Source organism: Streptomyces sp. MAI_2237, from assembly GCF_054189285.1.
In genome coordinates, this window is sequence record NZ_JAJPGQ010000001.1 from 75,025 (window position 1) to 100,491 (window position 25,467).

The window sequence follows — 25,467 nt, forward strand, 5'->3', positions numbered from 1 at the left end:
GCCACATACACGAGACCCCCGCACATGCGAGAGGGCCCCGCCGGAGCGGGGCCCTCCTCCAAGCCTGTCGGCTCAGTCCTCGTACGCGTCGAGCGGCGGGCAGGAGCAGACCAGGTTGCGGTCGCCGTAGGGCCTGGTCGATCCGGCGCACCGGCGGCCAGTACTTGTCGGCGGCCGAGACCCCGGCGGGGAAGACGGCCTCCGCACGCGAGTAGGCGTGCTCCCACTCCCCACCCAGCGCGGCGGCGGTGTGCGGAGCGCCCCGCAGCGGGTTGTCGTCCGCCGGCCACTCGCCCGCGCCGACCTTCTCGATCTCCGCGCGAATGGCGATCATGGCCTCGCAGAACCGGTCCAGCTCGCCGATGTCCTCGGACTCGGTCGGCTCGATCATCAAGGTGCCGGCCACCGGGAAGGACATCGTCGGCGCGTGGAAGCCGTAGTCGATGAGCCGCTTGGCGACGTCGTCCACGCTCACGCCGGTCGCCTTGGTCAGCGGCCGCAGATCGATGATGCACTCGTGCGCGACCAGCCCGCCGGGGCCGGTGTAGAGCACCGGGTAGTGGGGTTCGAGCCGCTTGGCGATGTAGTTGGCGGAGAGCACGGCCACCTGAGTGGCCCGCTTCAGCCCCTCGCCGCCCATGAGCCGGACGTAGGCCCACGAGATCGGCAGGATGCCGGCCGAGCCCCAGGGCGCGGCGGAGATCGGGCCGACGCCCGTCTCCGGCCCGGCGGCCGGCTGCATCGGGTGGTTGGGCAGGTACGGCGCCAGGTGGGCGCGCACACCGACCGGGCCGACGCCCGGGCCGCCGCCGCCGTGCGGGATGCAGAAGGTCTTGTGCAGGTTGAGGTGCGAGACGTCGCCGCCGAAGTGGCCCGGCTTGGCGAGCCCGACGAGCGCGTTGAGGTTGGCGCCGTCGACGTACACCTGGCCGCCGGCGTCGTGCACCTGGGCGCAGATGTCCGCGACGTGCTCCTCGAACACACCGTGCGTCGACGGGTAGGTGATCATCAGCACCGCCAGCTCGTCGCGGTACTGCTCGATCTTCGCCCGCAGGTCCTCGACGTCGATCTCGCCGTCCTCGGCGGTCTTGACGACGACGACCTTCATGCCCGCCATGACGGCGCTGGCCGCGTTCGTGCCGTGCGCGGACGACGGGATCAGGCAGACGGTGCGCTGCTCGTCCCCGTTGGCCCGGTGGTAGCCGCGGACGGCGAGCAGGCCGGCCAGCTCGCCCTGCGAGCCGGCGTTGGGCTGGAGCGACACCTTGTCGTACCCGGTGACCTCGGCCAGCCGCTCCTCCAGCTCGCGGATGAGCGTCAGGTAGCCCTGGGCCTGCTCGGCGGGCGCGAAGGGGTGCAGCTGCCCGAACTCGGGCCAGGTGACCGGCTCCATCTCGGTGGTCGCGTTGAGCTTCATGGTGCAGGAGCCCAGCGGGATCATGCCGCGGTCGAGCGCGTAGTCCCGGTCGGCGAGGCGGCGCAGGTAGCGCAGCATCGCGGTCTCGGAGCGGTGCTGGTGGAAGACGGGGTGGGTGAGGATGTCGTCGTCGCGCAGCACCTCGCCCGGCAGGGCGTCCTCGACGACGGCGTCCAGCGCCTCGATGTCGCCCTTGACGCCGAACGCGCTCCACACGGCGCGCAGCTGGGCCCGGCCGGTGGTCTCGTCGCAGGCGACGGAGACGTGGTCGGCGTCGACGAGCCGCAGGTTGACGCCGTTCTCCCGCGCGGCGGCGACGATCTCGGCCGCCTGCCCGGGGACGCGCGTGGTCACGGTGTCGAAGTAGGAGGCGTGCACGACCTCCACGCCTCCGGCCCTCAGCCCCTCGGCCAGGACGGCCGCGTACCGGTGGGTGCGCCGCGCGATGCCCTTCAGGCCGTCCGGCCCGTGGTAGACGGCGTACATGCCGGCCATGACGGCGAGCAGCACCTGTGCCGTGCAGATGTTGCTGGTGGCCTTCTCCCGGCGGATGTGCTGCTCACGGGTCTGCAGCGCCAGCCGGTACGCCTTGTGCCCGTCTGCGTCCACGGACACGCCGACGAGCCGCCCGGGCAGGCTGCGCGCGAACTTCTCCTGTACGGCCATGTAGCCCGCGTGCGGCCCGCCGAAGCCCATCGGCACACCGAAGCGCTGCGTGGTGCCGACGGCGATGTCCGCCCCGAGCTCGCCGGGCGACTTCAGCAGCGTCAGCGCGAGCAGGTCGGCGGCCACGGTGACGAGCGCGCCGAGCTCGTGCGCCTGGTCGATGACCCGCTTGATGTCACGTACGGCACCGGAGGCGCCGGGGTACTGGAGCAGCACGCCGTTGATCTCGCGCGAGGCGATCTCCGCCGGGATGCCGTCGCTCAGGTCGGCGACCACGACCTCCACGCCCGCGGGCTCGGCACGGGTCTCGATGACCGCGATGGTCTGCGGCAGCGTGTCCGCGTCGACGAGGAAGAGCCCCTTCTTGTTCTTCCCCATGCGCCGGGACAGCGCCACGGCCTCGGCGGCCGCCGTCCCCTCGTCGAGCAGGGAGGCACCGGAGGTGGGCAGTCCGGTCAATTCGGCGACCACGGTCTGGAAGTTCAGCAGGGCCTCCAGGCGGCCCTGGGAGATCTCCGGCTGGTACGGCGTGTAGGCCGTGTACCAGGCGGGGTTCTCCATCACGTTCCGCAGGATCACCGGCGGGGTGAAGGTGCCGTAGTAGCCGAGGCCGATCATGGAGTCGAGGACCTGGTTGCGGTCGGCGAGCGAACGGAGCTCGGCGAGCACCTCGGCCTCGGTCCGCGCGCCCGGCAGATCGAGCGCGTCGGCGTTCTTGATCACGTCCGGTACCGCGGCGGCGGTCAACTCGTCCAGCGAGCCGTACCCGACCTGCGCGAGCATCTTGGCCCGTGCCTCGTGGTCGGGGCCGATGTGGCGCTGCTCGAAGGGAATTCCCTGTTCGAGCTCGGAGAGCGGAATGCGGTGGGCGGTCATTGCGGAGGCCTCCTGGTCTGACGCGACCTTCGAGGGGCACCACGGCTCGGGTACCCGGACGGCCTCCCCCTCTGTCATCTCAACCTGAGAGCTTCACCGGACCACCCGAGGGCGCCCGGTTTTCACCGTCGGTGAGAGCGGAAGCCGTCGACACCCGCCCTGCTTTCCAGAGTGACCTCGTCCGTGCGGTACGTGAGCCTGAGAGATTCCGGGGAGGATTTGCTCCTTCGGCGCCTCCGGTGTTCACCGGAGGACTCTCCCGCACGGGGTCAGCAGCCACTGCCAGCCTACCAGCGGGCACGTCGCAGGTGTTTTCGAGTGGCCGCACGTCCCGTTGTGCTCTTTTGTAGTGCTTAGGACGAGTTGCGAGCAACAGGAGGGCACGTGCAGACCGACATCGATCCGCGCAACCTGATCGGCCGCAAGGCGTTCGACCGCAACGGAACCAAGATCGGTACCGTCGACGAGGTCTACCTCGACGACGCGACCGGCGTGCCGGAGTGGGCGGCGATACGCACCGGCGTGTTCTCCCGCGATGCCTTCGTCCCCCTGGCGCCCAGCGAACTCGTCGAGGGCATCCTCCACATCCCCTTCGAGCGCTCCCTCATCAAGGACGCCCCCGATTTCGGCGTGGGCCGCCACCTGTCCCCGGAACAGGAACTGCAGCTCTACCACCACTACGGCCTTGACGTGGCACCCCCGCCTCCCTTCCCGGACCACGATTTCGGCAAGCTGGCGGGAACGGAGGACGCGGACGCCTGAAGCCGGCCACGCGCCCCGTCACGCACCGACTCCCTCCGCGGAGACCCCCGCCGCATCCTCGACCAGCGGCAACGGATCGGCCGGCTCCAGGTCGGGATCGTCGACCCGGAACGTCCGCACCCGCCCCGGCTCCGACACGGGTGTCTCGAAGCGCACGGTCACCCGGCCCAGCCCGCTCCCCTGCACCCACCCGTGCCCGAACTCGGCGTGCCGCACATCGTGCCCCGCGGGCCACCGCCGCTCGACGACCGCCTGCTCCTCGGCCGGCTCCTCCGGCCGGTCCCCCTCCTCCGCGACCTGCTCCACAGCCCCTTCCCCGGCCGCCTGGGCGAACAGGTCCTCCTGCGTGTAGTCGGCGAGCCCACTCACCCCGACCCCCAGCAGCCGCACACCCCCGGTCGTGTCCACGGAATCCAGCAAGCGGGCGGCGGCCTCCCGCACCACCGCGGGATCGTCGGTCGGCCCCCGCAGCGTCTCCGACCGGGTCAGCGTGGAGAAGTCGTACCGCCGCACCTTCAGCACGATGGTCCGCCCCGACAGCTCCGCCGCCCGCAGCCGCCGCACACACCGGTCGGCTAGCCGCTGCACCTCCAGCCCCACTCGCAGCCGGTCGTGGATGTCGACGTCGTAGGTGTCCTCGACGGACACCGACTTGGCCTCCCGCTCGGCCACCACGGGCCGGTCGTCGTGGGCCAGGGCCATGGCGTGCAGCGCGTGCCCGTGCGCCTTGCCCAGCAGCCGTACGAGCTCGTCCTCGCCGGCCTCGGCGAGGTCGTCGACCGTGGTGATCCCGGCCCGCCGCAGATGGTCGCCGGTGGCCGGCCCCACCCCCGGCAGGGTCCGCACCGACATCGGCCCGAGCATCGCCCGCTCGGTCCCGGGCTCGATCAGCACCAGCCCGTCCGGCTTCGCCTCCTCGGAGGCGATCTTCGCGAGCATCTTGGACGCCGCGAGCCCCACGGACCCGGTCAGCCCCGTGACGGCCCGTATGTCCGCCCGCAGCCTCTCCCCCACCAGCCGCGCCGACGTCGCGTCCCAGGCCGCCTCACCGGCCTCCAGGTCCACGAACGCCTCGTCCAGGCTCAGCGGCTCCACCAGGGGCGACAGGGCGTGCAGGAGGCCCATGACCTGCTCGCTGATCGCCCGGTAGAACCCGAAGCGCGGCACCAGATACGCGGCGTTCGGCGCCAGCCGCCGCGCCTGGGCCATCGGCATCGCGGACCGCACCCCGAACACCCGCGCCTCGTACGAGGCCGTCGCCACGACCCCGCGCGGTCCCAGTCCGCCGACGACCACGGCCTTCCCTCGCAGACTCGGCTTGGACGCCTGCTCCGCCGAGGCGTAGAAGGCATCCATGTCGAGATGCAGGATCGTGGGCGCGTTTCTCACATGTCCGATGCTGCCCTACGGCACTGACAATGCACCCGTACGACGGCCGGACCGCCGTCGCTCCCGCCTCAGACGGCCCGGTTGCGCCGCCGCGCCAGCTCGTCGGCCGGGTTGGGGCCCACCAGGGTCTCGCCGGTGTCGATGCGCTCGCCGTGCAACTGCGACAGCGCGCTCTCCACGTCCCGCCACACCACTCCGACGGCGATCCCGAAGACGCCCTGGCCGCCCTGGAGCAGTGCGTGGACCTCGTCGGGCGAGGTGCACTCGTAGACCGTGGCGCCGTCGCTCATGAGCGTCATGCGCTCCAGGTCCCGAAAGCCGCTCTCCCGCAGGTGCTGCACCGCGGTGCGGATGTTCTGCAGCGACACGCCGGTGTCCAGGAAGCGCTTGACGATCTTCAGGACGACGACGTCCCGGAAGCTGTAGAGGCGCTGCGTCCCCGACCCGTACGCGGGGCGCACGCTCGGCTCGACGAGCCCGGTGCGCGCCCAGTAGTCCAGTTGCCGGTAGGTGATGCCGGCGGCCGCGCAGGCCGTGGGCCCCCGGTAGCCGATCTCCTCGGACGCCATCGACGCCGCCCCTCCGCTGCTCGGCACGGCCGCAGGTCGCTGCGGGACGTGATCGGCCGCGTTGCTCTGATGGGGGTCCCCCCAACTCGAACGCAGTTGAGAGCTTGGGGGAGGGTACGGTCCGCTGTCCCCGGAACCTCGTCCGGGGGCACCCCCAGCCGTACCGTCGCCGCTGCTTCTCACGCCGACCTCCGTCCTTGACCTGCCTCCTCGACGGTAGGCAGCCACCAGGGGTGCGTCAACGACCGCCACACTCGGCACGCCGAGTGATAATCACCCTGAGAGTGGTTTCCCGTGCCCCACCGCGGGGAAAGGCTAGCCGAATGCGCTCGAAGCAAGCCGCAGGACGCTCGCACGGGCCGCCGGCAAATGCGGGCATTTGACCCGTGATCGCCTGCGAACCGGCCGCGCACGGAACACCGGGGCCCGCCGGGCCGGTTCCGGCTCACTGGCTGCTGGTGCCGAAGTCCTCCGGCGAGATCTGGTCGAGGAACTCGCGGAACTTCTCCACCTCGTCCTCCTGCTCGTCCGGGATCGCGATGCCCGCGTCGTCGAGCACGCCGTCACTGCCGTAGATCGGCGTTCCGGTGCGCAGCGCCAGCGCTATGGCATCCGACGGACGGGCGCTCACCTCGACTCCGCTGGCGAACACCAGCTCCGCGTAGAAGACGCCCTCACGCAGGTCGGTGATGCGTACTTCGGTGAGCTCCTGGCCTACGGCCTCCAGCACGTCCTTGAACAGGTCGTGCGTCAGCGGCCTGGCGGGGGCCATGCCCTGCTGGGCGAAGGCGATCGCCGTCGCCTCCCCCGGCCCGATCCAGATGGGGAGGTAGCGGTCGCCTCCCACTTCACGCAGGAGCACGATCGGTTGGTTGGAGGGCATTTCGACCCGGACACCTACGACATCGAGCTCGTTCACACAGCAACCCTAGGACGTGCCCGGGACGTTTGGGTAGTCGGGCAGGAAACGGGGGGACGATCCGGCCTCGCGACGCGTGCCGGGTTCAGGGCAGTCGCACGCCGAGCGCGGTCTGCACGAGAGCCGCGTGCAGCTTCACCGTGAGCGCCGCGAGCTCCTTCGTACGGGCCTCCGCGTGGGCCCTGGTCTGCGGATTGCGGTGCCGCTTCAGCGGGGCCACCACCTGGTCCACGAGCCCCGCCTCACGGTCGGCGGCGGCCTTCATGGCCCTCAGGTGCCGCGGCTCGATGCCGAACCGCCCCAGTTCCAGGACGAGCGAGGCGACGGTGACCGCCTCGGCGTCGTACGCCCCGTCCGCCATCGGAGTGAGCAGCCCGTACGACTCCCACTCCTTGAGCTGCTCCTCGCCGATCTCGGCGGCGGCGAGCAGCTCGTCCCGTCCGATGCGGGCGGCCGTCGGCCCCTCCAGGGGCTCCAGGAGGGCCTCACCCTCCCGCTGACGGCCCACCGCGGGCAGCGCCACGGCCTCTCCCCGCGCCATGGCGTCCAGGTGCTCACGGATCACCTTGAGCGGCAGGTAGTGATCGCGCTGCATCCGCAGCACGTGACCGAGGCGCTCGACGTCGCCCACCGTGAACTTGCGATACCCGGACGGGGTTCGCTGGGGCTCGATGAGCCCTTCCGACTCCAGGAAGCGAATCTTGGAGATGGTGACTTCGGGAAACTCCTCGCGCAGCACGTTCAGCACTGCGCCGATGCTCATCAGACCACGGTCCGTGGCGGCGGTGCCGTGGCCGGCACCACCGCTCGGTGTTTGCAGCATGGACATTCCCTGGGGTCCCCCGGACGGAGTCCGGGAGTGGTCAGTAGCCCTGCTGGCTCGCGTAGAAGACCAGCCGGTACTTGCCGATCTGCACCTCGTCGCCGTTGTTCAGGGCGACCTGGTCGATCCGCTCTCGGTTGACGTACGTGCCGTTGAGGCTGCCCACGTCGGCCACCGTGAACGTGCCGTCCGCGCCGCGGCGGAACTCCACGTGACGACGCGAGACCGTCACGTCGTCGAGGAAGATGTCGCTCTGCGGATGGCGGCCCGCCGTGGTCAGGTCACCGTCCAGCAGGAAGCGGCTGCCCGAGTTCGGTCCGCGGCGCACCACCAGCAGGGCGGAACCAAGCGGCAGCGCGTCCACGGCCGCCTGCGCCTCGGGAGAGAGCGCCGGCAACTGCGTCTGTCCGGTCACCTCGGCGTCGTAGGCCTCGATGCCGGAGATGGAGATCGTGGAGGTCGTCTCGGACGGCCGCTCGGCCGCGGCTCCACCGCGCAGCGGGGCACCGCAGTTGGAGCAGAAGCGGCTGTTCTCCGCGTTGCGGTTACCGCACCTCGTACACACCAGGGCCGACATAGGGGAAAACCCTCCACCCGTACTTGAGGTTGACGGTTGCCCGAAACCTATGCCGCCGGACTGCGCAGGGTCAACCGACGGCGCGCCTTGACCTCCGGAAATGTCACCGCCCGGCCCAGCGACCTGGTCCCGGAAGAGGGGACGCTGGCCTTCCGCGTCGGGCTGTGCGCGATGACGAGCAGTGGCATTGTCGCTGCCCTCTCGCGCGCTCTTGCCGAACAACTTCGCAAACAACTTCACGGGCGATTCCCCTTGACCGAAACAGACCCGCCCGTGGGGCAGGACGAACCCTGACTCAATACGCCGGCCGACCCGGACATCCTCACAACGTCCGTATCCACCAGACAGTTTCCACCACGCACCACCCAATCGGTGCGCCGACCCCCCGCAACCTGATGCCCCTGCCGGTCGCCCCCCATGCACCGCCGGTTCACTGGGAGGACGACCGAGCGTAGTCAGGCCGCTTCGCCGCTCGCAAGGCGTCCACGACGATCTTGTTCGATCGCTCGACAGTGACGGTGGCCTGCTCCTTCTCGAGAGTCTGCACCACGCCTCCAGGGATGTTGAGCGCCGGCTCGAGGTCCTCCGGCTTGCCGATGACCTTGAAACGATAGGGCGCGTTGATCTTGTTCCCGTCGACGCTCACGCTCTTGCCGGAGTCCGAGAGATAGGTGCTGGCCACGACGCGTACGCCGTTCACCTGGATCGCCTCCGCCCCGGCCGCGCGCAGCTCCTGGACCGCGTCGAGCAGCATGTCCGCCTGGACCGTCCCCTTCGTGTCGTCGATCGTCATCGTGATGCCGGGCCCCTGCGCCGCCACCGTGCCCGCCAGAATGCCGAGTTGCCTCTCCTTCTCGACCGTCTGCTTGCGGGCCTCCTCGGCCTGGTCGGAGCTGTTCTCCAACTCGTCGCGCTGTTTCTGCAGCCCCTGCTTCTCGTCCTCAAGACGTTGAGTACGGTCGTCGAGTTCATCGAGGATGCGAACAAGATCTTCCTGACGCGCTCCGCGCAGCGCGCTGTCACTGTCGCTGTTCGACGCCACCTGCACGGCGAGGCCGAAGCCGAGGCCGAACAGCAGCACCGCGACGATCAGTTGGGCACGGCTCACCCGCGGCGGCCACAGCCCCTGCACCAACCGCTGCCGGCCGGTAAGGCGGGGCTTCTCCTCGGACGTCTCCGCGGCTGCCTCGGGGGCCGTCGCGGGCACCTCTTCGGGCAGCTCCTTGCGCAGCCTGTTCCCGGGCTCGTCCTTCGCGTCCTTCGCGTCCTTCTCGTCGCTCATCGGCCTCACGCCCGGAACACGTGCCGACGGATCGCCGCGGCGTTCGAGAAGATGCGGATTCCGAGCACCACGACGACGCCGGTGGACAGCTGGGCTCCCACGCCCAACTTGTCGCCCAGGAACACGATCAGCGCGGCCACGACCACGTTGGACAAGAACGACACGACGAAGACCTTGTCGTCGAAGATGCCGTCCAGCATGGCCCGCAGACCGCCGAAGACGGCGTCGAGCGCCGCGACCACGGCGATCGGCAGATAAGGCTCGACGACCGCCGGAACCTCAGGCCGGACCAACAATCCGGCCACGACTCCCACGACGAGGCCCAGTACGGCGATCACGATGTGCCCTTCTCCGTCTTCTCGTTCTTCGGCTGTGCTGTACGTACGATCACACTCGGCGCGGCGGGCAGCCGAAGATCGCCCTGCACCGAGATGTTGGTCCTGATGCCGTAGTTCTCCTGCAGGGCGTGCAGGTACAACCCGTCGGCGCTGTTCTGGAACCTGGTGCTCAGTTTTTTCCCGTTGCCCACGGCCAGCACGGTATAGGGCGGCACCAGCGGCCGGTTGTCGACCAGTATCGCGTCACCCGCGGCCCTGATCGCCGACAGCGCGGTCAGCCGCTGCCCGTTGATGGAGACGGCCTCCGCCCCCGACTCCCACAGACCGTTCACCACTCGCTGCATGTCCCGGTCGCGGACCCGGCCGGTGTCGGAGAAGTCCGAGGTCTCTCGCGGGTTGCCGTTGCCCCCGGAGGTCGCTTCCTTGGCGTCGTTCACGACCAGCCGCACACCGGGTCCGTGCACCTCGACCGCGCCCGAGAGCAACCCCACCAGCTCCGCCTGGTCGTCGTCGCCGCTCTTCTTCAGGGCTTCCCGCTGCCGGGCGTTCACGTCGTCGCGCAGCGTGTCGACGGAGTGCTCCAGCTTGTCCGCGGTCGCCGTCTCACGGTCGATGCGGTCGATCAGTTCCTCGCGCTCCTTGGCGACGACGGGAGCCGCCACCCGCGCCTGCGCCGCCCCCACCGTCACGACCAGCGCCGCGAGCACCAGCCCGGCCGCGAGGCCGAGTCTGGCCCGCAGCGTCCTGGGCATACCTCCGGCGCCCGCGGCCTTCTTCCGGGCGGCCGCCTCGGCGTAGCCGTCGTCGAGGCTGTGGTCCATGACGTTGGTGAGGAGGAACATGGACGCGTCCGGCCGCGAAGGGCGCGTCGGTGTGCTCCGAATGGGGGGCTGCTGCGGCATGCCGCACATCGTCGCACGTTGCGGCCACTACCTCCGAATGGCCCCACCGGCGTGCCGGACAGGCCCCCTTGGGGACACTTGTCCGGCACGCACTCGTGCAGCGTGTTTCAGCGTCCGGCGCTGTCCACGACCGCCGACCACTCGTCGAGCAGGGCCTGCGCGGAGGCGTCGTCCGGTCCTTCCGCCCACAGATGGGTGACGGCCTCGGCCGGGTCGGGCAGCACCATCACCCAGCGGCCGTCGGTCTCGACGACCCGCACGCCGTCCGTGGTGTCCACGAAGCGGTCTCCGGCCTCCTCAACGACCCGCCGCATCACCAGTCCCTTGACGGCCCACGGAGTCGCCAGGTCCCGCTTGAGGACGTGCGCACGCGGGATCCGCGCGTCGATCTGGCTCAGTGTGAGCTGTGTCCGCGCCACCAGCCCGATCAGCCGGACGAAGGCTGCCGTGCCGTCGAAGACGCTGCTGAACTCCGGGACGATGAATCCGCCCTTGCCGTCACCGCCGAAGATGGTCGTCTCGTCGCCTCCGACCCGGGTGAGGTCGTCGGGCGAGGTCGTCGTCCACTCCACCTGCGTCCCGTGGTACGCCGCCACCTGCTCGGCGATCCGCGTCGTGGTCACCGGAAGCGCCACCCGCCCGCTGCGCCGCTCGGCGGCGACCAGGTCGAGCAGGACCAGCAGGGCCCGGTCGTCCTCGATGATCCGGCCCTTCTCGTCGACGAGGGAGAGCCGCTCGCCCACCGGGTCGAACCGCACGCCGAACGCCGCGCGGGACGAGGCCACGATCTCGCCGAGCCGCACCAGCCCGGACCGCCGCTGGTCGCCGGTCTCCGTGGGCCGGGCCTCGTCGAGACCGGGATTGATGGTCAGCGAGTCCACGCCCAGCTTGCCGAGCAGGCTGGGCAGTACGAGCCCCGCACTGCCGTTGGACGCGTCCACGACGACCTTCAACCCGGACTCGCTGATGCCGGTCGTGTCGACGTTCCGCAGCAGCGACCCCGTGTAGGAGTCGAACACGCTGGCGGGGAAATGCAGGTCGCCGATCTCGCCGGGGAACGCCCGCCGGTACTCCTGCCGCGCGAACACCCGGTCCAGCTTGCGCTGGCTGCCCTGCGACAGGTCCGCGCCGTTGCCGTCGAAGAACATGATGTCCACCGAGTCCGGCACTCCGGGCGTGGTCCGGATCATGATGCCGCCGGCACTGCCCCGCGCCGTCTGCTGCCTGGCCACGGGCAGCGGCACGTTCTCCAGGTCGCGTACGTCGATGGCGCTGGCCTGCAGCGCCGAGATCACCGCGCGCTTGAGTGCCCGGGCACCGCGGGAGTGATCGCGGGCCGTGGTGACCGTCGAGCCCTTCTTGAGGGTCGTCGCGTAGGCGCCGGCGAGGCGGACGGCGAGCTCGGGGGTGATCTCGACGTTCAGGATGCCCGAGACGCCACGGGCGCCGAACAGGTGCGCCTGGCCCCTGGACTCCCAGATGACCGAGGTGTTGACGAAGGCACCGGCCTCGATCGTCTTGAACGGGTAGACCCGCACATTGCCCTGCACGATCGATTCTTCACCGATCAGGCACTCGTCACCGATGACGGCGCCGTCCTCGATGCGTGCAGCACGCATGATGTCGGTGTTCTTGCCGACGACACAGCCGCGCAGATTGCTGTGCTGTCCCACGTACACGTTGTCGTGCACGACGGCCTTGTGCAGAAAGGCGCCGCTCTTCACGACGACGTTGGAACCGACGACCGTGTGTTCACGGATTTCCGCGCCGGCTTCGACCTTCGCGTAGTCGCCGATGTACAGGGGCCCGCGCAGAACCGCGTCAGGATGCACTTCGGCACCTTCGGCGACCCAGACGCCCGGGGAGATCTCGAAGCCGTCGATCTCGACGTCGACCTTGCCCTCCAGGACGTCGGCCTGCGCCTTCACATAGCTCTCGTGCGTGCCGACGTCCTCCCAGTAGCCCTCGGCGACATAGCCGTAGATCGGCTTGCCTTCCTTCATCAGCTGCGGGAAGACGTCACCGGACCAGTCGACGGGCACATCGGGGTCGACGTAGTCGAAGACCTCGGGCTCCATCACGTAGATCCCGGTGTTCACGGTGTCGGAGAAGACCTGACCCCAGGTCGGCTTTTCGAGGAAACGCTCGACCTTGCCTTCCTCGTCGACGATCGTGATGCCGAACTCCAACGGATTGGGCACACGCGTCAGACACACGGTGACGAGCGCGCCCTTTTCCTTATGGAAATTGATCAGCTCCGTGAGGTCGAAGTCGGTCAGCGCATCGCCGGAGATGACAAGGAAAGCATCGTCCTTCAACGCCTCTTCGGCGTTCTTCACGCTCCCGGCGGTACCGAGTGGCTTCTCCTCGTTGGCATAGGAAAGCTCCATACCGAGCTCTTCGCCGTCACCGAAGTAGTTCTTGACCAATGAGGCCAGGAACTGGACAGTTACGACGGTCTCGTTCAACCCATGCCTTTTGAGCAGCCGCAGCACGTGCTCCATGATCGGGCGGTTCGCCACGGGCAGGAGCGGCTTGGGCATACTCGAAGTCATGGGGCGAAGGCGGGTGCCTTCGCCTCCGGCCATCACGACGGCCTTCATGTCGGAAGCGTCCTCCTCAAGAGACGACGGTCTAGCCGACTTCACCCGTCCAGATTGTCCCGCACTTTCCCGGCGGGGGCCATCCAGCCGCTAGGGCGGCAGCAATCAGTGAGTTCAGTCGGCCATGGCGTCCGCACGGACCAGGCGGCGGACTTGTACCACGTAGAGGACTCCTGCCCACCAGTACAGCGTTGTACCCCATCCGGCGAACGCCCATCCGAAAATAGCAGCGAGTGACGGCAGCCAGCCAGTTCCGTCACTGAGCAGGAGCAGCGGGAAGGCGTACATCAGGTTGAAGGTGGCGGCCTTCCCGAGGAAGTTCACCTGCGGCGGCGGATAGCCGTGCCGCCTGAGGATGCCCACCATCACCAGCAGGAGGAGCTCTCGCGCGACAAGTGCAGCGGTCAACCAGATCGGGAGAATCTCGCGCCAGGTGAGACCGACCAATGTCGAGAGAATGTAGAGCCGGTCGGCCGCGGGGTCCAGGAGCCGGCCAAGGCTGCTGACCTGATTCCAGCGTCGTGCCAGCTTGCCGTCCAAATAGTCGCTGACGCCGCTCAGAGCGAGTACCAGCAGCGCCCACCCGTCACTCTGCGGGCCTCCGAACTCAGGCCTCAGGATCAGCCACAGGAAGATCGGCACGCCGACGAGACGCGCCATGCTGAGGATGTTGGGGATGGTGAGGACCCGGTCCGTCTGAACACGGGTCTCCTGGACCTCCACCCGGGGGCCTCCTGTGGGAAACGAGCCAACGATGCCCCCTGACCCTACCTCAACGCAAAAAAGCTCTGGCTCTTGGGCTTGATTGCCCAAGAGCCAGAGCTCTAAAAGAAGTTCGGCGGCGTCCTACTCTCCCACAGGGTCCCCCCTGCAGTACCATCGGCGCTGTAAGGCTTAGCTTCCGGGTTCGGAATGTAACCGGGCGTTTCCCTCACGCTATAACCACCGAAACACTATGAAGTTAGACCGGAAAAAACACGGTCGTTGCCTCAGAACTAACACAGTGGACGCGAGCAACTGAGGACAAGCCCTCGGCCTATTAGTACCGGTCACCTCCACACGTTACCGTGCTTCCAGATCCGGCCTATCAACCCAGTCGTCTACTGGGAGCCTTACCCCATCAAGTGGGTGGGAATACTCATCTCGAAGCAGGCTTCCCGCTTAGATGCTTTCAGCGGTTATCCCTCCCGAACGTAGCCAACCAGCCATGCCCTTGGCAGAACAACTGGCACACCAGAGGTTCGTCCGTCCCGGTCCTCTCGTACTAGGGACAGCCCTTCTCAATATTCCTGCGCGCGCAGCGGATAGGGACCGAACTGTCTCACGACGTTCTAAACCCAGCTCGCGTACCGCTTTAATGGGCGAACAGCCCAACCCTTGGGACCGACTCCAGCCCCAGGATGCGACGAGCCGACATCGAGGTGCCAAACCATCCCGTCGATATGGACTCTTGGGGAAGATCAGCCTGTTATCCCCGGGGTACCTTTTATCCGTTGAGCGACGGCGCTTCCACAAGCCACCGCCGGATCACTAGTCCCGACTTTCGTCCCTGCTCGACCCGTCGGTCTCACAGTCAAGCTCCCTTGTGCACTTACACTCAACACCTGATTGCCAACCAGGCTGAGGGAACCTTTGGGCGCCTCCGTTACTCTTTAGGAGGCAACCGCCCCAGTTAAACTACCCATCAGACACTGTCCCTGATCCGGATCACGGACCCAGGTTAGACATCCAGCACGACCAGACTGGTATTTCAACGACGACTCCACCCATACTGGCGTATGGACTTCAAAGTCTCCCAGCTATCCTACACAAGCCGAACCGAACACCAATATCAAACTGTAGTAAAGGTCCCGGGGTCTTTCCGTCCTGCTGCGCGAAACGAGCATCTTTACTCGTAGTGCAATTTCACCGGGCCTATGGTTGAGACAGTCGAGAAGTCGTTACGCCATTCGTGCAGGTCGGAACTTACCCGACAAGGAATTTCGCTACCTTAGGATGGTTATAGTTACCACCGCCGTTTACTGGCGCTTAAGTTCTCAGCTTCGCCACACCGAAATGTGACTAACCGGTCCCCTTAACGTTCCAGCACCGGGCAGGCGTCAGTCCGTATACATCGCCTTACGGCTTCGCACGGACCTGTGTTTTTAGTAAACAGTCGCTTCTCGCTGGTCTCTGCGGCCACCCCCAGCTCACCGTGTAAAACGGATCACCGAGTGTGGCCCCCCTTCTCCCGAAGTTACGGGGGCATTTTGCCGAGTTCCTTAACCATAGTTCACCCGAACGCCTCGGTATTCTCTACCTGACCACCTGAGTCGGTTTAGGGTACGGGCCGCCATGAAACTCGCTAGAGGCTTTTCTCGACAGCATAGGATCATCCACTTCACCACAATCGGCTCGGCATCAGGTCTCAGCCTTAAGTGATCCGGATTTGCCTAGATCACGGCCTACACCCTTACCCCGGGACAACCACCGCCCGGGATGGACTACCTTCCTGCGTCACCCCATCACTCACCTACTACCAGCTCGGGTCACCGGCTCCACCACTCCGACCTCGTCCGAAGACTCAGCCGGCGGCTTCACGGGCTTAGCATCACTGGATTCAATGTTTGACGCTTCACAGCGGGTACCGGAATATCAACCGGTTATCCATCGACTACGCCTGTCGGCCTCGCCTTAGGTCCCGACTTACCCTGGGCAGATCAGCTTGACCCAGGAACCCTTAGTCAATCGGCGCACACGTTTCCCACGTGTGAATCGCTACTCATGCCTGCATTCTCACTCGTCAACCGTCCACAACTACCTTCCGGTGCTGCTTCACCCGGCAGACGACGCTCCCCTACCCATCACAGCCTCCGTTGGGAGTATTTGCTGCAATGACACGACTTCGGCGGTACGCTTGAGCCCCGCTACATTGTCGGCGCGGAATCACTAGACCAGTGAGCTATTACGCACTCTTTCAAGGGTGGCTGCTTCTAAGCCAACCTCCTGGTTGTCTGTGCGACTCCACATCCTTTCCCACTTAGCGTACGCTTAGGGGCCTTAGTCGATGCTCTGGGCTGTTTCCCTCTCGACCATGGAGCTTATCCCCCACAGTCTCACTGCCGCGCTCTCACTTACCGGCATTCGGAGTTTGGCTAAGGTCAGTAACCCGGTAGGGCCCATCGCCTATCCAGTGCTCTACCTCCGGCAAGAAACACACGACGCTGCACCTAAATGCATTTCGGGGAGAACCAGCTATCACGGAGTTTGATTGGCCTTTCACCCCTAACCACAGGTCATCCCCCAGGTTTTCAACCCTGGTGGGTTCGGTCCTCCACGAAGTCTTACCTCCGCTTCAACCTGCCCATGGCTAGATCACTCCGCTTCGGGTCTTGAGCGTGCTACTGAATCGCCCTATTCGGACTCGCTTTCGCTACGGCTTCCCCACCCGGGTTAACCTCGCAACACACCGCAAACTCGCAGGCTCATTCTTCAAAAGGCACGCAGTCACGAGACACCAGCAAGCTGATGTCCGACGCTCCCACGGCTTGTAGGCACACGGTTTCAGGTACTATTTCACTCCGCTCCCGCGGTACTTTTCACCATTCCCTCACGGTACTATCCGCTATCGGTCACCAGGGAATATTTAGGCTTAGCGGGTGGTCCCGCCAGATTCACACGGGATTTCTCGGGCCCCGTGCTACTTGGGTGTCTCTCAAACGAGCCGCTGACGTTTCGACTACGGGGGTCTTACCCTCTACGCCGGACCTTTCGCATGTCCTTCGCCTACATCAACGGTTTCTGACTCGTCCTGTCGCCGGCAGACGACAGAAGAGAGATCCCACAACCCCGCATGCGCAACCCCTGCCGGGTCTCACACGCATACGGTTTGGCCTCATCCGGTTTCGCTCGCCACTACTCCCGGAATCACGGTTGTTTTCTCTTCCTGCGGGTACTGAGATGTTTCACTTCCCCGCGTTCCCTCCACTTGCCCTATGTGTTCAGGCAAGGGTGACAGCCCATGACGACTGCCGGGTTTCCCCATTCGGACACCCCCGGATCAAAGCCTGGTTGACGACTCCCCGGGGCCTATCGTGGCCTCCCACGTCCTTCATCGGTTCCTGGTGCCAAGGCATCCACCGTGCGCCCTTAAAAACTTGGCCACAGATGCTCGCGTCCACTGTGCAGTTCTCAAACAACGACCAGCCACCCATCACCCCGAGCTTCCACTCGAGTTCACTGGGGCCGGCGACTGAGGAAAACCATTCCCTCAGACACCCAACAGCGTGCCCGACACACTCCCCGCTCCCCTCGACGTTCCACGCTCTTGCGAGCAGTACTAGAAGGAGAAGACGATCAAGTGTGCCGAGTAGTCAACGTTCCACCCATGAGCAACCAGTGCGAGACGTTCGCCCGCATGCTGGCCTCTGACCGAGCGAACTCGGTAAGAAGTGCTCCTTAGAAAGGAGGTGATCCAGCCGCACCTTCCGGTACGGCTACCTTGTTACGACTTCGTCCCAATCGCCAGTCCCACCTTCGACAGCTCCCTCCCACAAGGGGTTGGGCCACCGGCTTCGGGTGTTACCGACTTTCGTGACGTGACGGGCGGTGTGTACAAGGCCCGGGAACGTATTCACCGCAGCAATGCTGATCTGCGATTACTAGCGACTCCGACTTCATGGGGTCGAGTTGCAGACCCCAATCCGAACTGAGACCGGCTTTTTGAGATTCGCTCCACCTCACGGTATCGCAGCTCATTGTACCGGCCATTGTAGCACGTGTGCAGCCCAAGACATAAGGGGCATGATGACTTGACGTCGTCCCCACCTTCCTCCGAGTTGACCCCGGCGGTCTCCTGTGAGTCCCCATCACCCCGAAGGGCATGCTGGCAACACAGAACAAGGGTTGCGCTCGTTGCGGGACTTAACCCAACATCTCACGACACGAGCTGACGACAGCCATGCACCACCTGTACACCGACCACAAGGGGGCGCCTGTCTCCAGACGTTTCCGGTGTATGTCAAGCCTTGGTAAGGTTCTTCGCGTTGCGTCGAATTAAGCCACATGCTCCGCCGCTTGTGCGGGCCCCCGTCAATTCCTTTGAGTTTTAGCCTTGCGGCCGTACTCCCCAGGCGGGGAACTTAATGCGTTAGCTGCGGCACCGACGACGTGGAATGTCGCCAACACCTAGTTCCCACCGTTTACGGCGTGGACTACCAGGGTATCTAATCCTGTTCGCTCCCCACGCTTTCGCTCCTCAGCGTCAGTAATGGCCCAGAGATCCGCCTTCGCCACCGGTGTTCCTCCTGATATCTGCGCATTTCACCGCTACACCAGGAATTCCGATCTCCCCTACCACACTCTAGCTAGCCCGTATCGACTGCAGACCCGAGGTTAAGCCTCGGGCTTTCACAATCGACGTGACAAGCCGCCTACGAGCTCTTTACGCCCAATAATTCCGGACAACGCTTGCGCCCTACGTATTACCGCGGCTGCTGGCACGTAGTTAGCCGGCGCTTCTTCTGCAGGTACCGTCACTTTCGCTTCTTCCCTGCTGAAAGAGGTTTACAACCCGAAGGCCGTCATCCCTCACGCGGCGTCGCTGCATCAGGCTTTCGCCCATTGTGCAATATTCCCCACTGCTGCCTCCCGTAGGAGTCTGGGCCGTGTCTCAGTCCCAGTGTGGCCGGTCGCCCTCTCAGGCCGGCTACCCGTCGTCGCCTTGGTGAGCCATTACCTCACCAACAAGCTGATAGGCCGCGGGCTCATCCTTCACCGCCGGAGCTTTTAACCCTCACAGATGCCTGCGAGAGTGTTATCCGGTATTAGACCCCGTTTCCAGGGCTTGTCCCAGAGTGAAGGGCAGATTGCCCACGTGTTACTCACCCGTTCGCCACTAATCCCCACCGAAGTGGTTCATCGTTCGACTTGCATGTGTTAAGCACGCCGCCAGCGTTCGTCCTGAGCCAGGATCAAACTCTCCGTGAATGTTTACCGGTAATCCGGTCGACACACACGAGAGCGGAACAGTCAGGCGGAATAGGCCCGACCGTTCACAGCGTCCTCGCTGTGTTTTCTTCAAAGGAACCTCGCCACCAGGAAATCCCGGTGTCGGGGTATCAACATATCTGGCGTTGACTTTTGGCACGCTGTTGAGTTCTCAAGGAACGGTCGCTTCCTTTGTACTCACCCTCTCGGGCTTTCCTCCGGGCTCCCCTTCGGTGTTCCAAACTCTATCAGTGTTTTTCCGTCTCCCTGACCACCGTCCTGCGGACATGCAGAAGGTGATCCCTGGATAGGATCTGACGAGTTATGGGTCCTGCCGATCAAGGACGCTTGGTCGCGCCGCTCGGTCTCAAGCAGGAGTACGACTGTACATGGGGCCCGGAAGCCGGTGCAAATCCATTGGGCTGGTGGTCTAGACCTCTTGCCGGTATCTTCCATGCGGAACCGTCACTTCATCTGACATACGCTGCTGCACAGTGCGTCGTCAGGGACAGAAAGTGACGACATGTATATGAATCTCCACCCCTGGGAGGCTCCCATGACCACCGTGACGTCCCCTCTGGCAGGACGCGCCATCGGGCTGGCGGCTGTGCCTGACCCTGTCTTCTCCGGCGCCATGGTCGGCCCGGGCACAGCCATCGATCCCGTCCGTGAGCCCTCCGACGCGGTCGCTCCTGTGGACGGAGTCATCGTCTCCCTCCACCCGCACGCTTTCGTCATCGTCGACGAGCACGGGCACGGAGTCCTCACCCACCTCGGCATCGACACCGTGCAGCTCAACGGTGAGGGCTTCGAGCTGCTCGTGAACAAGGGCGACACCGTCACCCGCGGCCAGGGCGTCGTGCGCTGGAACCCGGCCGCGGTCGAGGCCTCCGGGAAGTCCGCGATCTGCCCGGTCGTGGCGCTGGAGGCCACGGCGGAGGCGCTCTTCGATCTCCGCGACGACGGCGACGTGAAGGCCGGCGACAGTCTCTTCCTCTGGAAGTGACGTCAGCACCGTCCTATGACGGCAAGTACGACAACCACCGCGGCGGCGGGACCCGCCGCACTATCGGAGACGGGTGAGATGGAGACAACGCTGCGAGGCGTCGGCGTGAGCCACGGGGTGGCGATCGGCGAGGTTCGGCACATGGGAACGGCGGTGCTCGAGCCGCCTGCCAAGCAGATACCGCCCGAGGACGCGGAGCGCGAACAGGGGCGTGCCCGCCAGGCGGTGGAAGCCGTGGCGGCCGATCTGATGGCGCGGGGCAATCTGGCGGGTGGCGAGGCCCAGGCGGTGCTCGAGGCACAGGCCATGATGGCCCAGGACCCCGAGCTGATGGCGGATGTGGAGCGGCGCATCGCCGTCGGGAGCACGGCGGAGCGTGCCGTGTACGACGCGTTCGCCGCGTACCGGGCGCTGCTGGCCGGTGCCGGGGAGTACCTCGCCGGCCGGGTGGCCGACCTGGATGACGTGCGGAACCGTATCGTCGCCCGGCTGCTCGGGGTGCCGATGCCGGGCGTCCCCGACAGTGACGAACCGTACGTGCTCATCGCGCGCGATCTCGCGCCGGCGGACACGGCTCTGCTCGACCCGACGCTGGTTCTCGGCTTCGTCACCGAGGAGGGTGGGCCCACGAGCCACAGCGCGATTCTTGCGCGGGCCCTCGGGGTGCCGGCCGTGGTGGCGTTGCCGGGTGCCGGTGAGCTCGCCGAGGGGACGGTGATCGCGGTGGACGGCAGCACCGGTGAGATCTTCGTGAACCCGAGTGCGGAGAAGAAGGCGCAGCTTCAGGCCGCGGCCGCCGAGCGCAAGGCGGCGCTGGCCGCCGCGACCGGGCCGGGGGCGACCTCCGACGGGCACAAGGTGCCGCTGCTGGCCAACGTCGGTGGCCCAGCGGATGTGCCCGCCGCCGTGGAGGCCGGGGCCGAGGGTGTGGGTCTGTTCCGCACCGAGTTCCTCTTCCTGGACGACAGCAAGAACGCGCCGTCGGAGGAGAAGCAGGTCGAGGCCTACCGTCAGGTGCTCGAGGCGTTCCCCGAGGGGCGTGTCGTCGTGCGCGTGCTGGACGCGGGCGCGGACAAGCCGCTGGACTTCCTCACCCCGGCCGACGAGCCGAACCCGGCGCTGGGCGTGCGTGGTCTGCGGACCCTGCTGGACCACCCGGAGGTGCTGCGCACTCAGCTGACGGCGCTGGCGAAGGCCGCCGAGGGGCTTCCGGTCTATCTCGAGGTCATGGCACCGATGGTGGCGGACCGTGCCGACGCCAAGGCGTTCGCCGACGCGTGCCGTGAGGCGGGGCTGCGGGCGAAGTTCGGAGCGATGGTCGAGATTCCGTCGGCCGCGCTGCGGGCGCGTTCGATCCTGCAGGAGGTCGAGTTCCTGTCGCTGGGCACCAACGACCTCGCGCAGTACACATTCGCCGCCGACCGTCAGGTGGGTGCGGTGTCCCGTCTGCAGGACCCGTGGCAGCCCGCGCTGCTCGATCTGGTCGCGCTGTCGGCGGAGGCCGCCAAGGCCGAGGGCAAGAGCTGCGGCGTCTGTGGTGAGGCCGCGTCCGACCCGCTGCTGGCGTGCGTGCTGACGGGTCTCGGTGTCACCTCGCTTTCCATGGGTGCGGCGTCGATTCCCTATGTCCGGGCGACGCTGGCCAAGTACACGCTGGCCCAGTGCGAGCGTGCGGCTGCCGCGGCTCGTGCCACGGAGAGCGCCGAGGAGGCGCGCAGCGCGGCTCAGGCGGTGCTGTCCGGCGAGTAGGGTCCGGCTCTTCGGTTCCTGAGGGGCGCTCCACCTGCGGGTGGGGCGCCCCTTCGGCGTTCAGTGGTGGTGGCCGCCCGTCTCTCGCTCCTCTCCGAGGTCCGGCGGTACGCAGTAGTCGACGTCGGACTCCGGTGAGATCAGGTCGCCGGTCTCGACGTCGGTGCAGTAGGCGTCGAAGACCTCGCCGGCGGTGAGCGGGGTCAGGCCTTCGCCTCGCAGGCGCCAGCCGTAGACGCGGTCGCCGGTGCCGGGGGCACTGGTGCGCATGACGAGTCCGCCGGGGCTCTTGGTGGCGATGCCCAGTGCCAGGACGGTGGTGAATTCGAGGGCCTCTGCGTCGTCCAGTCGCAGAGCGCCGTCATTGTCCTGGTCCGCGTGGAGGACGGCGAGGAGTGTTTCCGGGATCGCCGAGACGCTGCAGACGAGGTGTCGGTTGCCCGGTCCCGCGGTGTCGAGGATGCGGACGAGGAGGTCGGAGGCGCGGGTGAAGGCGGCGCGGCCGATGTCCTCGCCGCAGGAGGCGCAGGCGCCGAGCCGGGCCAGCAGCGTGGAGGCGTACTCCCAGGTGGCCTGCCGGACCGCTTCGTCTACGAGGACCGGTACGAGGTCGGCCAGGGGCTGGCCCCGGTAGGGGACGGTGGGGCCGGTGGTCGCCAGTTCGGCGGTGAAGCGGGTGCGGCTGGACGGCGTGTCGGGGTCGAGGCCTGTCTCCGCGCAGTAGTCGGCGTACTCCTGGGGGTCGAAGAGGGCCACGGTGGTGTGGCTGCCCTGGGAGGCGCGGGTTTTCAGGAGGGCTTCCACCTGTCGCAGGTAGATCTGGTGGTCGTCGAAGGTGAAGCTGCGGTAGCGCCGCATGGCTCGGAAGTCGTGTTCGTCGGTCAGCAGGCCGATGGTTCCGGCGATTTCGCGGCGCAGGACGCGTCGCAGGGTCTGGTGGTCGGTGTGCGCCATGTTTCCCCCTGAGCACGGTCGATCAATGCTCACTCACAGTAACCGGGGGCACTGACAACGCGGTTCGGGTGAGGCGGTCGCGGACCAGGCGGTGCTGGATGGCGCAGGTCAGGGCGATGCCGGCGCCGAAGACGCTCCATCCGACGGGACCGGTGGCGATGGCCGCGGTGACGGCGAGTGGGCCGACGCTGCGTTGGGCGGACTGTGCCAGGCCGTGGACGCCGAGGTAGGTGCCCTGCGCGGTGTCGGGGGCGAGGGCGACGGACAGTTCCCAGGAGACGGTGGCGTGCAGGATCTCGGCGAGGGTGAAGGCGGTGGCGGCCGCGGTGAGGAGCAGGGCGGCGGTCACGGTTCCGCCGGTGGCCGACAGGGTCATGGCGACGCCGGCGAGGGCGAAGGCGGCGGCGAGCGGGAGGAGGAGGGCGCGGGCGGCCGTGGTCGTGGTTCCGAACCGGGCGAGGGGGACCTGGAGGGCCACCACCATCACGTTGTTGAGGACCAGCAGCAAGGGAGCGAGGCCGTGCGGCGCGTGGGTCGCGTGGGCGATCCACAGGGGCAGGCCGACCTTGAAGACGGAGTCGTCGAGGAAGAGGACGGTCTCGGTGGCGACGTAGGCGAGGTAGGTGCGGTCACGCCAGGGGCTGGGCGTCTTGGTCCTGGGGGCCGGGTCCTTCGAGGTGGCGACGGTGCGCGAGGCGGAAGGGGGTTCCGCGCAGCGGAGGGTGAGGAGCGCGGAGACGAGGAAGGACAGCGCGTCGCCGGCGAGGAGCCACTGGTAGGCGGCGGTGCTGCCGAGGGCCAGGGCGGCTGCGGCCGTGAGGCCGCCGAGTGCCCAGCCGGCGTTGGCCACGGTTCGTTGGACGGCTTGGTAGCGGACGCGTTGCGGTCCGGCTGCCCGGGTGGCGTAGAGCCTGGTGAGGACGCTGGACGCGCGGTCTCCGAGGCCGCCGACGGCGGCGAAGGCGACCAGGAGGGTGTAGTCGTGCGTGGTCAGCAGTGCCAGGGAGCTGAGGGCGCGCAGGAGTTGGACGGTGATCAGGACCCGGGTGAGCGGAAACCTGTCGGCGACGCGGCCGCCGAGCGGCGCTCCGGCGATACCGATGGCTCCGGCGGTCGCGGCGAGCGTGCCGACCTGGCCGAGGGAGAGCCCTGAGACGTAGGTGAAGTACAGGACGGAGACGGAGGCCCACAGGCCGCTGCCGACGCGGTCCACGAGGGCGATGACGAGCATTCTGCGCCCGTCCCGCCCTCCGGGTATCCGGCTCGACCATGCGGCTGCGCGGCACATCGGATGCACTGCTCCCCCTTGCCTTCGATTATGTATCGATACATAATTTCCAACGTGGCAACACAATATGGGATCACCGGTACGACAGCCAAGGGGATTGCGGCGTCCGTGGAACGGGCCGTGTCCGAGGGCGCCTTGGGGCCGGAGGCCGCGCTGCCTCCCGTGCGGCGGCTCGCGGACGACCTCGGGGTCAGTCCCGGCACGGTCGCGACGGCCTACAAGGAACTGCGGCAGCGCGGGATCGTGGTCACGCGCGGGAGGGGCGGGACCGTGGTGGCCCCGGCTCCTGCCGTGGCGTCGCGGCGGCCCCCGAGAGTCCCGGAGGGTCTGCGGGACCTCTCCGGCGGTCACCCCGATCCCGCGCGGCTTCCCGCTCTCGTACCGCCCTCGCGATTGTCTCCCGGGGTGCGGGCGCACCGCTCGGCGCCCAGGCTGACGCGGCTGGAGGAGGCCGTTCGGGAGTGGATCGGGCCTGACGGTGTGCCGGTGGAACACGTGACGTTCGCCCATGGGGCACTCGATCTGATCGGGCGGCTGCTCTCCGTGGAGCTGCGTCCCGGCGACGCCGTGGCGATGGAGGACCCCGGCTATCACCATCTCCTCGATCTGGTCACGGCTTTGGGGCTGCGCAGCGTACCGGTGGCCGTGGACGACGAGGGGATGCGCCCCGATGCCCTGCACGAGGCGCTGCGGGCCGGTGCGCGTGCCGTGGTGTGCAGTCCGCGGGCGCAGAATCCGTACGGCGGCCGGTTCTCCGCGGCACGCCGGGACGCGCTGGTCGGCGTACTGCGGGAGCGGCCGGATGTGCTGGTCGTCGAGAACGACCATGCCTCCGCCGTCGCGAACGCGCCGCTGCACACACTCACCGCGGGAGGACTGCGTCGCTGGGTGCATGTGCGCACGGTCAGCAAGTTCCTCGGCACCGATCTGCGGTGGGCCGCGGCGGCGTGCGACGCGACCACGCTGGCCCGCCACGACGGCCGGCTGCTGCTGACCTCGGGCTGGGTGAGCCATCTCCTTCAGGAGATCGTCCACGGGTTGCTGACCGACGACGACACGCGGGCGTTGGTGGCGCGCGCGCGTGAGACGTACGCGCGGCGCCGCGGGGCTCTCGTCGACGAGCTCGGGGGGCGTGGGATCGGGGCGCACGGTTCGAGCGGGATGAACGTATGGGTGCCCGTGCGGGACGAGTCGGCCGTGGTGAACGGGCTGCGGTCGTACGGCTGGTGGGTGGCCGGAGGGGCGAGGTTCCGGCTGTCGTCGGCGCCGGGCGTGCGGATCTCCGTCGCCGAGCTCGAGCCGGCCGACGCGGCGCGGCTGGCCTCGGACTTCGCCGCCGTGCTCGGCGAGTCCGAGGCCACCTACGGGGGCTGAGGCGCC

At 67.2% G+C, this 25,467-nt stretch carries 16 protein-coding genes, 3 rRNA genes, 1 pseudogene and 1 riboswitch; of the genes and pseudogenes, 4 read left to right on the forward strand and 16 right to left on the reverse strand.

Annotation, left to right across the window (positions count from 1 at the left end; genetic code table 11):
* Positions 1-72 precede the first annotated feature (72 nt).
* Positions 73-2,959, reverse strand: a pseudogene (gcvP, locus tag LN251_RS00385) (aminomethyl-transferring glycine dehydrogenase).
* 176 nt (positions 2,960-3,135) lie between these two features.
* A riboswitch (glycine riboswitch) is annotated at positions 3,136-3,231 on the reverse strand.
* A 112-nt stretch (positions 3,232-3,343) separates the two neighbouring features.
* On the opposite strand from gcvP, the gene LN251_RS00390 reads away from it, so the two are divergent.
* A complete protein-coding gene (locus LN251_RS00390) occupies positions 3,344-3,721 on the forward strand; it encodes a PRC-barrel domain-containing protein (protein WP_458242587.1) in 378 nt (125 codons plus the stop codon).
* A gap of 18 nt (positions 3,722-3,739) precedes the next feature.
* On the opposite strand, the gene LN251_RS00395 is transcribed toward LN251_RS00390, so the two are convergent.
* From LN251_RS00395 to LN251_RS00455, 13 genes are all read right to left on the reverse strand, one after another.
* Positions 3,740-5,110, reverse strand: a complete 1,371-nt coding sequence (locus LN251_RS00395; protein ID WP_458242588.1) for a DNA polymerase IV — start codon at positions 5,108-5,110, stop codon at positions 3,740-3,742.
* Between the two features lie 68 nt (positions 5,111-5,178).
* Positions 5,179-5,862, reverse strand: coding sequence for a MerR family transcriptional regulator (locus tag LN251_RS00400; RefSeq protein ID WP_458242589.1), 684 nt, complete (start codon positions 5,860-5,862; stop codon positions 5,179-5,181).
* 262 nt (positions 5,863-6,124) lie between these two features.
* A complete protein-coding gene (locus LN251_RS00405) occupies positions 6,125-6,598 on the reverse strand; it encodes a bifunctional nuclease family protein (RefSeq protein WP_004002801.1) in 474 nt (157 codons plus the stop codon).
* A gap of 85 nt (positions 6,599-6,683) precedes the next feature.
* Complete coding sequence (gene ftsR, locus LN251_RS00410; protein WP_458242590.1) at positions 6,684-7,421, reverse strand: transcriptional regulator FtsR; 738 nt, start codon at positions 7,419-7,421, stop codon at positions 6,684-6,686.
* Positions 7,422-7,461: 40 nt separating this feature from the next.
* A complete protein-coding gene (locus LN251_RS00415; RefSeq protein WP_079078211.1) occupies positions 7,462-8,367 on the reverse strand; it encodes an FHA domain-containing protein in 906 nt (301 codons plus the stop codon).
* A gap of 61 nt (positions 8,368-8,428) precedes the next feature.
* Positions 8,429-9,280 (reverse strand): DUF881 domain-containing protein, encoded by an 852-nt coding sequence (locus LN251_RS00420; RefSeq protein WP_458242591.1) that lies wholly within the window; start codon positions 9,278-9,280, stop codon positions 8,429-8,431.
* 5 nt (positions 9,281-9,285) lie between these two features.
* Positions 9,286-9,618, reverse strand: a complete 333-nt coding sequence (locus tag LN251_RS00425) for a small basic family protein (protein ID WP_003988855.1) — start codon at positions 9,616-9,618, stop codon at positions 9,286-9,288.
* On the reverse strand, positions 9,615-10,520 hold the full coding sequence (locus LN251_RS00430; protein WP_458242592.1) for a DUF881 domain-containing protein: 906 nt from the start codon (positions 10,518-10,520) through the stop codon (positions 9,615-9,617). Before LN251_RS00430 ends, LN251_RS00425 begins: the two co-directional genes overlap by 4 nt.
* Before the next feature lie 107 nt (positions 10,521-10,627).
* Positions 10,628-13,123, reverse strand: coding sequence for a sugar phosphate nucleotidyltransferase (locus LN251_RS00435; RefSeq protein WP_458242593.1), 2,496 nt, complete (start codon positions 13,121-13,123; stop codon positions 10,628-10,630).
* Positions 13,124-13,237: 114 nt separating this feature from the next.
* Positions 13,238-13,846, reverse strand: coding sequence for a CDP-alcohol phosphatidyltransferase family protein (locus LN251_RS00440; RefSeq protein ID WP_458242594.1), 609 nt, complete (start codon positions 13,844-13,846; stop codon positions 13,238-13,240).
* A gap of 110 nt (positions 13,847-13,956) precedes the next feature.
* A 5S ribosomal RNA gene (gene rrf, locus LN251_RS00445) occupies positions 13,957-14,073 on the reverse strand.
* A 69-nt stretch (positions 14,074-14,142) separates the two neighbouring features.
* Positions 14,143-17,265, reverse strand: a 23S ribosomal RNA gene (locus tag LN251_RS00450).
* Positions 17,266-17,564: 299 nt separating this feature from the next.
* A 16S ribosomal RNA gene (locus LN251_RS00455) occupies positions 17,565-19,090 on the reverse strand.
* The 16S, 23S and 5S rRNA genes sit together here, the layout of an rRNA operon.
* Before the next feature lie 556 nt (positions 19,091-19,646).
* Between LN251_RS00455 and LN251_RS00460 the strand changes: the two genes are divergently transcribed.
* Positions 19,647-20,096: a PTS sugar transporter subunit IIA gene (locus tag LN251_RS00460; RefSeq protein ID WP_458242595.1), complete on the forward strand. Its 450-nt coding sequence runs from the start codon at positions 19,647-19,649 to the stop codon at positions 20,094-20,096.
* Between the two features lie 78 nt (positions 20,097-20,174).
* Positions 20,175-21,845, forward strand: coding sequence for a phosphoenolpyruvate--protein phosphotransferase (ptsP, locus tag LN251_RS00465; RefSeq protein WP_458243233.1), 1,671 nt, complete (start codon positions 20,175-20,177; stop codon positions 21,843-21,845).
* Between the two features lie 60 nt (positions 21,846-21,905).
* Here ptsP and LN251_RS00470 read toward each other — a convergent pair whose 3' ends face one another.
* Both LN251_RS00470 and LN251_RS00475 read right to left on the reverse strand, forming a co-directional pair.
* Positions 21,906-22,799, reverse strand: a complete 894-nt coding sequence (locus LN251_RS00470; RefSeq protein WP_458242596.1) for a hypothetical protein — start codon at positions 22,797-22,799, stop codon at positions 21,906-21,908.
* A 22-nt stretch (positions 22,800-22,821) separates the two neighbouring features.
* Entirely contained in the window at positions 22,822-24,030 is a 1,209-nt protein-coding gene (locus LN251_RS00475; protein ID WP_458242597.1) for an MFS transporter, read from the reverse strand.
* Between the two features lie 111 nt (positions 24,031-24,141).
* On the opposite strand from LN251_RS00475, the gene LN251_RS00480 reads away from it, so the two are divergent.
* Positions 24,142-25,461 carry an aminotransferase class I/II-fold pyridoxal phosphate-dependent enzyme gene (locus LN251_RS00480; protein WP_458242598.1) on the forward strand — a complete coding sequence of 440 codons (1,320 nt, stop codon included), beginning with the start codon at positions 24,142-24,144 and terminating at the stop codon, positions 25,459-25,461.
* Positions 25,462-25,467 lie beyond the last annotated feature (6 nt).